We start from the raw sequence: 14,106 nt of genomic DNA on the forward strand, positions 1-14,106 counted from the left end.
GTCACCCGTCACCATCACTGTTTTTAAACCCATTTTACGTAGACGCTCAAAACGTTCGCTTATGCCTGTTTTAATGATATCCTGAAGTTCAATTACACCCAGTGCCTGCTCGTTCATGGAAACGACTAAAGGCGTACCGCCATTTTCGGCAATTGTTTTCACATGTGCTTCAAGATCTGCAGGGAAAGGATTTCCTGCCTTGATCACCAGTTGACGGATGGAATCGAAAGCACCCTTCCTAATCCTTTGGCCATCTGGGGTGTCCAGCCCGCTGGATCTTGTTTCTGCAGTAAATCCGATAAATACGGCACCTTCCGGTACACCAGTAGCCTGGTAGTTACCGGAATTAACAAGCTCAATAATTGATTTGCCTTCCGGCGTTTCGTCTGTAAAAGAACTTAAGGTGCATGCCATTAAAAACTGATCATTGGTAACACCGCTGGCCGGATAGAAATGCGTTGCTTTACGGTTACCAATAGTGATTGTTCCGGTTTTATCAAGCAGCAGCACATCGATATCACCCGCGGTTTCCACAGCTTTGCCGGATTTTGTAATTACATTGGCACGTAACGCCCGGTCCATTCCGGCAATACCGATGGCCGATAACAAGCCACCGATGGTAGTCGGTATTAAACACACAAAAAGTGATATTAAACTAGCTACAGTGATGGGGGTATTGGCATAATCAGCGAAGGGTTTCAGGGTTACACATACAATGATGAACACCAGGGTAAAGCTGGCCAGCAGTATGGTCAGAGCGATCTCATTTGGTGTTTTCTGGCGTGATGCACCTTCTACCAGCGCAATCATTTTATCCAGGAAGCTTTCTCCTGGCTGGGTATTTACCCGAACCTTAATGCGGTCAGATAATACTTTTGTACCCCCGGTTACTGACGACTTGTCGCCGCCAGATTCCCGGATTACAGGGGCAGACTCACCGGTAATTGCAGATTCGTCGATGGTAGCAATACCTTCTATAATTTCTCCATCTGTAGGAATTGTATCACCGGCTTCACAAATAAAGACATCTCCTTTTTTGAGTAAGCTAGACGATTGGATGGCTATGTTTCCGTCGGTTTGAATGATTTTCGCTGGTGTTTCTTCGCGCGTTTTCCTTAAGGAGTCAGCCTGGGCTTTTCCTCTAGCCTCAGCAATAGCTTCCGCAAAATTTGCGAAGAGAACAGTGAGAAATAAGATGATAAAAATAAAGAGATTATATAATGGCGAGCCCTGTCCGCTATGTTCTATAGAATAGAAGGTAACGAAAGCCATTACCAGTGTTCCGATGGCTACCGTAAACATAACCGGGTTTTTGATCATAGACCGTGGGTCTAGTTTAATAAAAGACTGTTTCCATGCTGTCTTTACTAATGCTGGTTCAAACAATTTATTTGAAGATGGTTTCATCTGCGTTCTTAATTATTTTAATTGATGAAATGTTATTTATAAAGGGTAAAGTATTCTGCTAATGGGCCCAGGGTGAGTACAGGGAAATACGAAAGCGCATTTAAAACCACGATGACAGCGAAAGTCATTACACTGAAGGTAAGCGTATCTGTTTTTAGCGTTCCTGAAGTTTCAGGGATGTATTTTTTCGCAGCAAGTAGGCCTGCAATGGCAATAGGGCCAATGATGGGAAGGAATCGTCCTAACAACAGCACAAATCCTGTCGATATGTTCCAGAACACATTATTATCAGCCAATCCTTCGAAGCCTGAACCGTTGTTTGCATTTGAGGAAGTCATTTCATACAGCATCTCCGAAAAACCATGGGAACCAGGGTTGTTTAACCAGTTTTGTGGTTGTACTGCCCAAGCGGCATCACTATAATTGATGAATACATAACTTGCAAGTGCAGTACCGGCAAGAATTAAAAACGGACTGAGTAAACTAATGATCGCGGCAATCTTTATTTCCCTGGCTTCTACTTTATGTCCTAGAAACTCTGGTGTCCTTCCAACCATTAATCCAGCTATGAATACGGCAATGATTAAGTAGATAAAATAATTCATGATACCTACACCACAGCCGCCGTAAAATGCATTGATCATCATGGCGAGCATTTCCCATAGGCCGGTTAGCGGCATGTTGCTGTCGTGCATACTGTTTACCGAGCCAGTGGAAATAACGGTGGTTACCGTACTCCAATACGCTGATATGGCCGGACCAAAGCGCATTTCCTTACCCTCCATTGCTCCTGTACTTTGTGAAATCCCCATTTTCGCAAGGGCCGGGTTTCCGCCCAGTTCTGAACTTATCGTAGGTATGAGCAGTAGCAGCATGCCGATGGTCATAACGCCGAAAATCATCCAGGAAAGTTTCCTTCTTCTGATAAATATACCGAAGGCGATTACCATAGCAATCGGGATGATGACCTGTGCAATAAGTTCCACCATAGTGGTCAGGTAATTCGGGTTTTCCAGGGGGTGGGCAGAGTTTACACCAAACCAGCCACCTCCATTTGTGCCGAGGTGTTTAATGGCGATCATGGCGGCAGCAGGTCCTCTGGAAACACTTACGGTATCACCCTCTACAGAAATAAACTGGTCTTTACCTTCATAACTGCTTGGGGTGCCATTAAACGCAAGAATTAATGCAATGACAAGGGATAGGGGGAGTAATAAGCGGGTGATGGATTTTACAAAGAAATCCCAGAAATTACCTATCTGCGTGGTTGTTTTATCTCTGAAGGCCTTAAAAAACACGATGGCAGCAGCAATTCCGGTGGCAGCACTCACAAATTGTAAAAACATCACCACGAAATGCTGGGTTAAATAAGTCACTCCACTTTCTCCTGAATAATGCTGAAGGTCGCAGTTTACCACGAAACTTATGACGGTGTTAAATGACAGATCGGGTGTCATGCCGGGGTTCCCGTCAGGGTTAAGGGGCAGCTTATCCTGGTTCATTAAAACAAAAAAGCCATATATTAACCATACAAGGTTAATGGTGAGCAAGGCTTTCATGTGCTGTTTCCAGTTCATTTCTTCGTTTGCATTGATGCCTGCGAGTTTGAAAATTCCGGTTTCAAGGGGCTTTAAAAAGTCTGTCCAGACTTTTTCTCCGGCAAATACCTTTGCCAGGTATTTGCCGAGTGGAATAGCGATGATCAGTGTAAGCAGATAGGTCGCTATAATTCCAAGTAGTTCTGTGTTCATAAGGTTGGATTAAAAATTTTCTGGTTTAAGGAGCACGTAAATCATGTAGATGAATACGGCAATGGCGATAATAAATAAGGTGATCATCATGGTCTTGCTAAATTTTTTCGAACCAGTCAATGGATTTGTAAAACACCCAGCACAGCAGGAGCAGGGTAAGAAGTAAGAGGATTGTAAGCATAGCTATTTCGTTTTTTATGGGCAGTATCCAATTGAAAGGCCATAAAAACAAAATGTTTTGTAAGATGCTGTGCCAGTAATAGTTGGGTTGATTTATTTGTGTTTATAGCTTATTTGCCAAAAAAAAACCCTTCCAAAATGGAAGGGTTTTTTCAATACGGGAAGGATAACTTGATTAGGTGATGTTATATTCTTCAATCTTTCGGTACAGGGTTGTTAACCCGATGCCTAGCAAGCGTGCGGTCTCCGTTTTATTGCCTTTGGCGTAATTCAGTACTTTGTTAATGTGTTGTTTTTCCATTGCCTGCATATTCAGTGGATCGAGTCCTGGTGTTTCGTCGTGAAACTCATAAGGAAGCAGGTCGGCGGTAAGCAGGTTGCTGTCGGCCAGAATAACAACTCTTTCCATCACATTCTTCAATTCCCTGATGTTGCCCTTCCAGTTGTGGCCAACCAGCAATGTTGAAAATTTTTCATCTATGTTAAACGGAGGCTTGTTCACCTTTGAGGCGAACTCTTGCAGGTAATGCTTAGCGATGGGAATAATATCTTCCTTTCTATGAGCCAGGGGAGGTAGTTCAATGGTAAATACCGATAAACGGTAGTAGAGGTCGAGCCGGAAAGCATTATTTTCCGCTTCCTTTTTTAAATCCCTGTTGGTTGCTGCAATGATTCTTAAATTGGTTTTACTGGTTTGAGTGGCGCCAACCTTAATAAAAGTTTGGTTTTCCAATACCCGGAGTAATTTGGCCTGTAAATCTATACTCATCTCGCCAATTTCATCCAGAAACAGCGTCCCCCCATCAGCTTCCTCTAACAGTCCTTTTTTATCCTTCATGGCACCTGTAAAAGCGCCTGCCAGGTAGCCAAAAAGTTCACTTTCCAGTAATTCCGGATTAAAGCTGCTGCAATTTACAGCTACAAAGGGTTTCAGTTTTCTGGGGCTGCTGTAATGGATGGCCTGTGCAAATACCTCTTTACCTGTGCCTGTTTCACCTAATAGTAAAACGGTTGTATCTGTAGCAGCAACTTTTTGTGCCAGGTTAATAGCGTTAGCAATGGGTTTAGAATTGCCTAATATGGCGTCGAAGCTATGCTTGTCAATGATTTTTCTTTCCAGCTGATTGACCCTTAAATTCAACCTTGCCTTTTCCACCGCTTTATAGACCAGAGGAATAATCTTATCGTTGTCGTCGCCCTTAATGATGTAGTCAAATGCGCCGTTGCGCATGGCCATCACGCCATCGGCTATGGTTCCAAAGGCGGTCAGGTTAATTACTTCAGCCGCAGGCCTGATGCTTTTTATTGCTTTGACAAGGTCTACACCATTGTAATCCGGGAGTTTCACATCGCTTAATACCACCTGAACGTCATGAGCTTTAAGTAGGTTTAAACCCTCCTTACCAGTATAGGCCTGGAGCACGTTAAAACCTTCCAGTCCAATGATGCGGCCAAGAAGATCGCATATTTTTTTTTCATCATCTATGATGAGCACCGTATCAGGCATGGTCATATTGTTCTTGTTTTCGCGCCAAATATGGAGATAATTAATTGCCTTTTTAAGGCGATTTTTTAAAAATCTCCAACATCGTTTCTACATCCAAGGCAGTCATTTCCACCAGTTTTAATGATTTCATCCTTTTTAAGGTTTCAGTTTTGTAATGTAAAAAATGTGATGTTTTCAAATGGGCGTCATATGCATCTTATTCGCATAAATCTCCAGGCCCTTACCCTGGTTGGCTGCTCCTCTTCGTACATCGGGAAGATGGCAATTTATTTCTGCAATATGTATCATTAAATCACTTTTATCCTCAGCACTACGGTCTGATAGGGGCTTCGTTTTTGTGTTTTCCTGTGCCTGCAAGTACCCTGTAAGTGCTAAAGCGAGTATCCAGTATTAGAATATCTTTTTGTTTCTCATTCATCAATAATTTAAACTCAGCGGGCGAATAAGTGCTTTTTCTATGCATTAAACTTAAGAATTGCCTATCGTAAACCTCATCAGGCCTTGACTGTGCCTTGTAACAAGACCGGGGTTGCAACGCATATTGAACGGATCTTGTACGGTACTCGTACGGCAAGTGTCGTACGAGTACCGTACAAATGCCGTAGCAGATGCGTCGCTGGCTCGCACTTGAATGGGAGCAAACCTAAGTCAAAGTCAGGCCCATGGTAGGGCCACTTATAATTACAATAAAGGTTAAGAGAAGGAGGGGATTTAATTAACCGAATAAAGCGCTGAATACATCTTCAATTTTTCCAACGCCTACTACTTCAAGCTTATACTTTTCTAAATTTAAGCCTTTTAGGTTATATTTTGAGACAAAAATTCGTTCAAAGCCTAACTTATCCGCTTCAGCAATGCGCTGGTCAATACGATTAACGGCCCTGATCTCTCCAGACAGGCCAACTTCGGCTGCAAAACAGAATTTAGAAGGGATGGAGACGTCTTCATGCGAGGAGATGATGGCTACCATGATGGCGAGGTCAATTGCAGGGTCTTCCACCCGGATACCACCGGCAAGGTTTAAAAACACATCACGTGCACTCAGTTTAAAACCACAGCGTTTTTCGAGTACCGCAAGTAACATGTTCATTCTTTTGGTGTCAAAGCCCGTTGCCGAGCGCTGAGGCGTTCCGTAGGCTGCTGTGCTAACCAATGCCTGTGTTTCAATTAACATCGGCCTGGCGCCTTCTAACGTGGCCGAAATGGCAATGCCACTAAGTTCTTCTTCCCTTTGGGAGAGCAGGATCTCAGAAGGATTGGTTACTTCACGTAAGCCACTGCTGTTCATGGCATAAATGCCCAATTCGGCTGCGGCACCAAATCTATTTTTTATGGACCGTAAAATGCGGTAAATATGATGCCTGTCGCCTTCAAACTGCAATACCGTATCCACCATGTGTTCAAGTATTTTAGGTCCGGCAATAGCACCGTCTTTAGTGATGTGGCCAATCAGGAACACAGGGGTGTCCGTTTCCTTCGCAAAACGAAGTAGTTCCGCTGTGCATTCCCTCACCTGGCTAACACTGCCGGGTGTAGACTCAATATGAGCGGAATGGAGGGTCTGGATGGAATCAACAATAACGATTTCCGGTTCCAGTTCTTCGATTTGTTTAAAAATGTTCTGGGTAGAGGTTTCTGTTAAGATGTAGCAATCTGCAGTAGGGGTAGCAGTAATTCTTTCTGCCCGCATTTTTATCTGCTGCTCACTTTCTTCCCCTGAAATGTAAAGAATACGCTTACTGCCCATATTTAGGGCCAGCTGCAGCATGAGAGTGGATTTTCCAATACCAGGTTCACCACCGATTAGTGTAACAGAACCCAGCACTAAACCACCACCTAGCACGCGATCCAGTTCTTGGTCGCCGGTTAACATACGTTTTTCAGTAGAGGATTCAATGGTTGCAACTTTACTCGGTTTATTGACACGGGTAGAGCTACCTGCACTTTTCCAGGTTGGAACTTTAGCTGTGGTTTTTTCGATTACTTCTTCTACAAAAGTATTCCAGGAATTGCAGGAAGGGCATTTGCCGAGCCATTTGGCGGTTTCGAAGCCGCAACTCTGACAAAAATATGCTGATTTAGTTTTAGCCAAGGTATGTTGTTTAAAGAGGTACTAATTTACGCTAATTAGCGATTCTAACCAGCATGATTGCAAGAAATAAAGAAAACCTGCTGTAGTATGTATATAAAACTCAGGTAAATCGTTTTTTGAAAAAACGAAAAGTGTAGAAATGAATAAGCCTGACTTCAGATTGAAGTCAGGCTTACCATTAAGCTTTTTACGAGAGTTACAATTTAATTTCTTCGTCTTTAGCCGACAAGAAATGGAACTCTGTCAGGTTGTACGAAGGTACAGCCCTAATTTTAATGCGTTGGCCAAATTTGAAGAACCATTTCCATTGTAGGGAGAAAATACCCTTTTTAATGTAGGCTTCAATATAAGGATGCACGCACAGCGTAACGTTCTTTTCATTTTGTTCCTGTAAAATATACGTCAGGTTATTTTCAATGTCATCCATCAACACGATGCTGGCCTTGATTTCTCCTGTACCATCGCAGGTAGGGCATTTTTCACTGGTCACAATGTTCATTTCAGGTCTAACCCGCTGACGGGTAATCTGAACTAAACCAAATTTACTTGGCGGCAAGATCGTGTGTTTCGCACGGTCAAGTTGCATCAGTTCACGTAAATAGTCAAATAACATTTTACGGTTAACCGGTTTATGCATGTCGATAAAATCGACAACAACTATACCACCCATATCACGCAGCCTCAGCTGGCGTGCAATTTCTTTCGCGGCTTCTTTATTCACCTGAAGAGCATTCTCCTCCTGGTTTTCTTTGCTCGCCGTTCTGTTACCGCTGTTTACATCAATAACATGTAATGCTTCTGTATGTTCTACAACCAGGTAAGCACCACCAGGAAGGTTTACCGTTTTTCCGAAGCCGTTTTTGATCTGTTTATCCAAGCCAAAGTGCTCAAATATGGGTTCTTTCTGTTTGTAATGCTTCACTATTTTCTCCATTTCGGGAGAAATTTCATGAACATAAGAACGAATGACTTCATATAAACTTTGATCGTTTACATAGACATTAGTGAAATCTGTGCTTAGGATATCACGGATCAACGTTGAAGTACGATCCATTTCTCCCCAAACACGTTTAGACGGTTCTGCATCTGGTAACTTCTTCATGAAGCTTTCCCATTTAGCTACAGAATCCAAGAGATCTTTTTGTAGTTCTGCTACCCCTTTTCCTTCCGAAACGGTTCTAATAATAACCCCAAAATTTTTAGGTTTAATACTTTCAATAATCTTTTTTAAACGGTTACGTTCGGTATTACTTTTTATTTTTTTGGATATAGAAATAACGTTAGAAAACGGTACCAATACAATATAGCGACCCGCTATAGAAAGGTCAGAACTTAAGCGCGGACCCTTAGTAGAAATAGGCTCTTTGGCTATTTGAACAGGGATGACGGTATTTTTGGTAACTACTTCAGAAATTTTACCGGCCTTATTGATGTCAGGTTCCAGTTTAAAATTGTCTAATAAAGTTCCATTAACAGAGCCATTACGCTTAATTTTTGTAAGCTTTAATAAAGACTGCACTTGCGGTCCCAAATCAAAATAATGCAGGAACGCATCTTTTTCATAACCTACATCAACAAACGCAGCATTTAGGCCCGGCATAATTTTCTTTATGCGGCCCAAATAAATGTCGCCAACAGCATAGTTGTTGTTGATGTGTTCCTTATGAAGTTCTACAAGGTGTTTGTCTTCTATTAAAGCTATGGTTACTCCCGTAGGAGCTGAATCGATAATTAATTCTTTTACCAAAAGCTGTAAATTTTAAGGTATATCAAATACCCTATTAACACATGGACTGATATGAAAAACATGGTAAACAGGCAAAATATACGCCAATAAATCAACGTATATTTTACCTGTTTACATCTAAAAAGAAGAGACTACTTCTTCTTGTTTTTATGTCTGTTCTTTCTTAAGTGTTTTTTACGTTTGTGCGTAGCCATTTTATGTCTCTTTCTTTTTTTACCACTTGGCATAATGTTGTAAGTTTAATATTTTTATAAATCTGTTTATTAATTATTTACTGAGCTCTTCCACCTTTTTGTCGATAAATTTCGACAAGGTAGGATTTGCTGCAAGCTTTTTACTATTTAAATAAGCATCAACCGCTTCTTTATTTTTGCCCAGGTTTTCATAAGCTGTAGCCAGATAGAAATAAGCATCTGGTGTAGGCTTCTGTGCGATAATTCCCTTAAAGCGGGTAATGGCTTTATCAAACTGACCAGATTTGATTGCAAACGTGCCTAAGCTCATGTTTGCTTCTAAATTGGTTGGTTCTTTAGCTACCACTTCCATTAGCATGGTAATGCCTTTCATCGGCATACCCATTCCGTTTACGATTGTTATTCCTAATCCGGTTTTTGCAGCTGTACTGGTCGAATCGATGGCAAATGCATGAGTGTAGGCTGAATGTGCTTTTTGAAGTAAGGCCGGCTGCATTACGCTGTCGCGGGTTAAATCATAAGCTTTCATAAAACGTGCACCGGCATTTAACCAGTTTGTAAGACTTTCCTCCTTTTTGGCAACGATTTCCAAGTACAAAGCACTTGGAACTGGCTTCTCAACATCATCCCATTTCTGGGCAAGTTTTTTGGCGAGTGGTAATTTTTTGCCTTCGGAAGCACTTTGATAGTTATTCTCCAGGGTCTTAATTTCATTTGCCAAACTATTGTTGATCAGGTTTTTGCCAATTCTGGATACTTCTTCCAAATCGATCTCCTGTGTTGCAACTGGCGCCATTTGTTCGGTAGCAGGAGCACTAGCGGTGTCTTCTTTAGGTTTTTCCAGACCAGCAATATCACGTGTAAACAAAAAAGCAATAAGCAATACAACTGCTCCAATGATAACGATTTGTTTAGTACGGATATCTTTAATCATAATATTAGGCCTCTACGCTAAGTTTTTTAGTGTTATTTTTTACTTTATCTACAAATACTTTTGCAGGTTTAAAGCTTGGAACGAAATGTTCAGGGATAATTATCGCAGTGTTTTTAGAAATGTTTCTTGCAGTTTTTTGCGCTCTTTTTTTAACGACAAAACTACCAAAACCTCTTACATAAACATTTTCTCCACCGATCATGCTATTTTTGATCACTTTGAAAAATGCTTCAACAGTCTCCTGCACATCTACTTTTTCAATTCCTGTCTTTGTTGATATTTCTGAAATAATATCTGCCTTAGTCATATTCTCTATTATTAATTATTGTGTGTTTAAATATTATAAGTGTTTTGGGGTTGCAAAAGTATTGCTTTTTAATGAGATAGGAAAATAAAAGATCAATTATTTGCTTCAATAATCATCACTGAATTGCAACATCTGGTAAAAATGCGCGAATAGAACGTATTTTTGGAAAATGAACTTTCAGTATGAAATTGTTAACTGGTATCAATTGTATAAAAGAGATTTACCATGGCGACACACGCAGGATGCGTATGTAATCTGGCTCTCAGAAATCATTATGCAACAAACCAGGGTGGAACAAGGCTTGCCTTATTTTAACCGGTTTCTGGAGGCCTTTCCACGGCTGGAGGATTTTGCCTCGGCCACAGAAGCAGAGGTGCTGCGTTTGTGGCAGGGACTGGGGTATTATTCAAGAGGACGCAACATGCATCATACTGCACAACAGGTGCTTGTCCTGCACGGAGGCGTGTTCCCTGTCGAATACGACGCATTGATTAAGTTAAAGGGCATTGGTGATTATACGGCCTCGGCCATTTCTTCTTTTGCCGCAGGTGAAGCCCGTGCAGTACTCGACGGAAACGTTTTCAGGGTGTTGTCACGCTTTTTTGGAATTGCAACACCAATTAATAGCACAGAGGGGAAAAAGGAGTTTTCTGACCTGGCACAAGAGCTGATAAAAGGACAGAACCCGATGATTTATAATCAGGCCATCATGGAGTTCGGGGCGCTTCAATGCAAGCCCAAATCGCCTGATTGTGAGGTTTGTCCGCTACAAGTTCAATGTTATGCCAACCGGCATAACCTCCAACAAGCACTACCGGTTAAAATCAAAAAAATGCCTCCAAAAAAGCGATTTTTTAACTACCTGATTATGGAGCAGGATGGGGATATATTGGTTAAAAAAAGACAGGCCGGTGATATCTGGCAACACTTGTATGATTTTCCCTTAATTGAGACGGATGGGGAAGCGGGTTTTCCTGATGAAGCCCTGACTTCAGAAATTCGAAAACTATGCGGAGATCAGGTTGTTATAAAACCGTTGGTGGCTAAAAAGCACGTATTAACCCACCAAATTATATATGTTCAGTTTTTTGTTTTGGCTAATTATATCATTAACTTTAAACAAGACGCAGGGGTAAAATGGGTTGGCAAAATGGAGTTAGACAATTTGCCCCAACCTATAGTAATTACCAATTTTATTAATGCCTATATAACTAAATAATTCATGTCAGGTATCAACAAAGTAATTCTAGTAGGACATTTAGGTAAGGATCCTGAAGTTCGTCATTTAGACGGTGGTGTAACCGTAGCAAGCTTCCCATTAGCTACTTCCGAAACTTTTAATAAGGACGGTAAACGTGTTGAACAAACAGAGTGGCATAATATTGTGCTTTGGCGCGGATTAGCCGAAGTAGCTTCCAAATACCTTCAGAAAGGCAAGCTGGTGTATATAGAAGGGAAGCTCCGAACACGGTCTTTTGAAGACAGGGAAAAAGTTAAAAAATATGTAACAGAGGTGGTGGCTGAAAACTTTACTATTCTAGGTAGAAAAAGTGACTTTGAAACCAATTCGACACCAGTGGTGGCTACGCATAGTACGCCTAAACATGATGACGAATTTACCAACAGGGGTGATCTTAGCGGTGATCTTCCTTTTTTATTTGCCTAGATATGCCTAGTCTATTTTTGTGTAATATATGTTAAGCTTAACTTTATTAGTGCTATTAATTCCGGAACCAATCACTGAACGGTTAGGCGTAGTGATGCTAGGGTTAATACTGTATTGGGCAAGTGAGGGTGCTGTAGGGGCTAAAAACGTACCGTAATCCTTTGTTTTGCCATCAATAAGGTCCTGCATATGCGCTGTTACAATAAAACTGTATGATTTTGAAACACTGTTAAAGCCAGTGCCAAAGTTGCCGGTATAACGATTATCCTTGGTGTTTTGGTCGGCAATTAATGCGCGTTGTCCCGCAATATCCAACTGGTAAAGGGCAAGTCGTTGCGCCGGTAAAAACGGTGCAACATCGGTACCTGTACTTAAATCAACTACGAGTTCAGCTTTATTGATCACGATTTTGCTGCCTACATTTTTAACGAATGCCTGCAGGCCTGGAAAACTGATTTTATTTCTTAACCCGGCAAGGCCTTGTAAATAAGTTACGTCGTATTGTTTGTTGCTTGCATCGGCCAGCTGTGTAGCTATTGCTGTTCCTTCGTAATTATGTTTAATCGAAGCTGCTACCGGACCCGTTGATTGGCTAATCGTGAAATTGGAAGCTACTGTATCAATTGCAGTGGCTGTTGTTGCATTTTGTTTTCTGTAATAAATCTCCAGGCTGGAGTTTTTTCCGTCAAGGTTTATCTGCATAATGCCACCAACGCCTGTTGTCTGAGCCTTGTTAATGCTTACGTATAATCCTTTGAAATATTCGTTAAATACTGCGTTGTTTGCCAGGCTCGTTGAGCTTACGTTAGCAAGTTTCTCTTGTACGAACGCCCTGTCCAATTTAATACGGATGGAAGCCGGTACAGTTTTCAGTGTGTCTGGGGCACCTGTAAGAACGGCAGTGACTTTAACCGGCGTGTTTGGTTTTAACTTACCTGTAAAGTTTCCGGTTATCGTACTCTGGTAATCGTATTGTTTATTACTTAAAAAATCAGCTTCCTTGGTGATGTTTTTAGTTAACTGGTAGACATCAATGCTGTATACTGAGGTGGTAGTATCGCCATAAAACTGCGGAGCGTAAGGCAATACTAAAACTGCAGAATCAATGATGGGGTTGGTGCCAAAACTAAAACCATTATTAGGAACAGAAACACTTAGTGCCAGACTTGCTTCTGAAGTTCCAAAAATTGGATCTTTGATAAAACCTAAAGGAAGGGATGGGGAATTTGCTGACGCACCATAAGTTGATGCAGGATCATCAACCATCGTTTTAGTGTGAATGGTTAATGTATCAACAAGTGCACCCTGGATCGCATCATTAGGATCAAGATCTAAGCCTAACGTATTAGTCTTATTACACGATGCAAAAATAAAAAGACTTATTAACAAGGTCAATAAGTCTATTTTTGAGAATTTCATATTTAAATTAATAATACCGTTTGTTATGCTATTGAAATCATTTCATCGCTCGATATTTCTTCATAAAGATTGAAGAAGTTGTCGAAATTTTCGGTTAAATTATAAGCTAAAGTTGGCTTATTAGAATCTTTAACAAATTTTAACACATCAGCATCAATTTTTTCCGCGGCAAAAACAACTGCATCGGAATAAGTGATTGCACCAATATGCATTGTATTGCAGTGAGGGTTTTCAAATGCCTTCGTGTCCTCGGCGGTCATAGCATTCATGACGGCTTTTTTATGCAAATCTGGATTTAAAGTTTCTGAAAAGCAATTTTCATAAATAGAGTATACTACTTTAGCATTTTTAAACGTAGGATCGTTTTTGTAAGAGGTTTTAATGTAAGCAGGAACAAGTGCAGTCATCCAGCCATGGCAGTGAACAATATCAGGTGCCCAGCCTAGTTTTTTCACTGTTTCCAATGCTCCTTTGCAGAAAAAGATCGTTCTTTCGTCGTTATCAGCATAAAATTTGTTTTCTTTATCGCGGAAAACGTATTTACGCTGAAAATAATCTTCATTATCCAAAAAGTAGACCTGCATGCGTGCCGCAGGGATAGAAGCCACCTTAATGATTAATGGGTTGTCATTGTCATTAATGATAATGTTCATACCAGACAAACGGATTACTTCGTGTAATCTGTTCCGTCTTTCATTAATGTTACCAAACCTTGGCATCAGTATGCGGATTTCGAATCCTTTTTCCTGCATGGCCTGAGGTAATTGGCGGGTAATTTCTGAAATTTTGGTTAGTTCGAGGAAAGGCGACATCTCGTGTGTAACAATCAGTAGCTTCGTTTTTGCCATCTCCATATTCGTAAATAAAATTATGTTAAAGAAAAGATAATCAAGGGGCAAAGA

General features: G+C 41.0%; 12 protein-coding genes. 2 read left to right on the plus strand and 10 right to left on the minus strand.

Features of this window, described 5'->3' with window-relative positions; all coding sequences use genetic code 11:
* From kdpB to ACR2F3_RS11985, 8 genes are all read right to left on the minus strand, one after another.
* A partial coding sequence (gene kdpB / locus ACR2F3_RS11950) for a potassium-transporting ATPase subunit KdpB (protein ID WP_432710204.1) occupies positions 1-1,407 on the minus strand: 1,407 nt, incomplete at its 3' end.
* Positions 1,408-1,439: 32 nt separating this feature from the next.
* Entirely contained in the window at positions 1,440-3,158 is a 1,719-nt protein-coding gene (gene kdpA / locus ACR2F3_RS11955) for a potassium-transporting ATPase subunit KdpA (protein ID WP_432710205.1), read from the minus strand.
* Positions 3,159-3,167: 9 nt separating this feature from the next.
* Positions 3,168-3,248 (minus strand): potassium-transporting ATPase subunit F, encoded by an 81-nt coding sequence (locus ACR2F3_RS11960; protein ID WP_432710228.1) that lies wholly within the window; start codon positions 3,246-3,248, stop codon positions 3,168-3,170.
* A gap of 265 nt (positions 3,249-3,513) precedes the next feature.
* The gene (locus ACR2F3_RS11965) at positions 3,514-4,845 is read right to left on the minus strand and encodes a sigma-54-dependent transcriptional regulator (RefSeq protein ID WP_432710229.1); all 1,332 of its coding nucleotides are present in this window, start codon (positions 4,843-4,845) and stop codon (positions 3,514-3,516) included.
* A 715-nt stretch (positions 4,846-5,560) separates the two neighbouring features.
* Entirely contained in the window at positions 5,561-6,937 is a 1,377-nt protein-coding gene (gene radA / locus ACR2F3_RS11970) for a DNA repair protein RadA (RefSeq protein WP_432710206.1), read from the minus strand.
* A 196-nt stretch (positions 6,938-7,133) separates the two neighbouring features.
* On the minus strand, positions 7,134-8,684 hold the full coding sequence (locus ACR2F3_RS11975) for an Rne/Rng family ribonuclease (RefSeq protein ID WP_432710207.1): 1,551 nt from the start codon (positions 8,682-8,684) through the stop codon (positions 7,134-7,136).
* Between the two features lie 267 nt (positions 8,685-8,951).
* Entirely contained in the window at positions 8,952-9,812 is an 861-nt protein-coding gene (locus tag ACR2F3_RS11980; protein ID WP_432710208.1) for a tetratricopeptide repeat protein, read from the minus strand.
* A gap of 4 nt (positions 9,813-9,816) precedes the next feature.
* Entirely contained in the window at positions 9,817-10,119 is a 303-nt protein-coding gene (locus ACR2F3_RS11985) for an HU family DNA-binding protein (RefSeq protein WP_133555877.1), read from the minus strand.
* Between the two features lie 169 nt (positions 10,120-10,288).
* On the opposite strand from ACR2F3_RS11985, the gene mutY reads away from it, so the two are divergent.
* Together mutY and ACR2F3_RS11995 are read left to right on the plus strand one after the other, a co-directional pair.
* Positions 10,289-11,338 (plus strand): A/G-specific adenine glycosylase, encoded by a 1,050-nt coding sequence (gene mutY / locus ACR2F3_RS11990; RefSeq protein ID WP_432710209.1) that lies wholly within the window; start codon positions 10,289-10,291, stop codon positions 11,336-11,338.
* A 3-nt stretch (positions 11,339-11,341) separates the two neighbouring features.
* A complete protein-coding gene (locus ACR2F3_RS11995; RefSeq protein ID WP_432710210.1) occupies positions 11,342-11,785 on the plus strand; it encodes a single-stranded DNA-binding protein in 444 nt (147 codons plus the stop codon).
* Positions 11,786-11,791: 6 nt separating this feature from the next.
* On the opposite strand, the gene ACR2F3_RS12000 is transcribed toward ACR2F3_RS11995, so the two are convergent.
* Together ACR2F3_RS12000 and ACR2F3_RS12005 are read right to left on the minus strand one after the other, a co-directional pair.
* On the minus strand, positions 11,792-13,204 hold the full coding sequence (locus ACR2F3_RS12000; RefSeq protein WP_432710211.1) for a DUF4270 domain-containing protein: 1,413 nt from the start codon (positions 13,202-13,204) through the stop codon (positions 11,792-11,794).
* Positions 13,205-13,227: 23 nt separating this feature from the next.
* The gene (locus tag ACR2F3_RS12005; RefSeq protein WP_432710212.1) at positions 13,228-14,052 is read right to left on the minus strand and encodes a glycogen/starch synthase; all 825 of its coding nucleotides are present in this window, start codon (positions 14,050-14,052) and stop codon (positions 13,228-13,230) included.
* Positions 14,053-14,106: the final 54 nt, after the last annotated feature.

This window comes from Pedobacter sp., from assembly GCF_045627485.1.
Classification (GTDB): Bacteria; Bacteroidota; Bacteroidia; order Sphingobacteriales; family Sphingobacteriaceae; genus Pedobacter.

Bases quoted from the DNA above. Each gene is read 5' to 3' on its own strand.
- mutY (WP_432710209.1), top strand. From the start codon at position 10,289: ATGAACTTTCAGTATGAAATTGTTAACTGGTATCAATTGTATAAAAGA.
- ACR2F3_RS11980 (WP_432710208.1), bottom strand. From the start codon at position 9,812: ATGATTAAAGATATCCGTACTAAACAAATCGTTATCATTGGAGCAGTT.
- kdpA (WP_432710205.1), bottom strand. From the start codon at position 3,158: ATGAACACAGAACTACTTGGAATTATAGCGACCTATCTGCTTACACTG.
- ACR2F3_RS11960 (WP_432710228.1), bottom strand. From the start codon at position 3,248: ATGATGATCACCTTATTTATTATCGCCATTGCCGTATTCATCTACATG.
- ACR2F3_RS11965 (WP_432710229.1), bottom strand. From the start codon at position 4,845: ATGCCTGATACGGTGCTCATCATAGATGATGAAAAAAAAATATGCGAT.
- ACR2F3_RS11995 (WP_432710210.1), top strand. From the start codon at position 11,342: ATGTCAGGTATCAACAAAGTAATTCTAGTAGGACATTTAGGTAAGGAT.
- ACR2F3_RS12005 (WP_432710212.1), bottom strand. From the start codon at position 14,052: ATGGCAAAAACGAAGCTACTGATTGTTACACACGAGATGTCGCCTTTC.
- ACR2F3_RS12000 (WP_432710211.1), bottom strand. From the start codon at position 13,204: ATGAAATTCTCAAAAATAGACTTATTGACCTTGTTAATAAGTCTTTTT.
- ACR2F3_RS11985 (WP_133555877.1), bottom strand. From the start codon at position 10,119: ATGACTAAGGCAGATATTATTTCAGAAATATCAACAAAGACAGGAATT.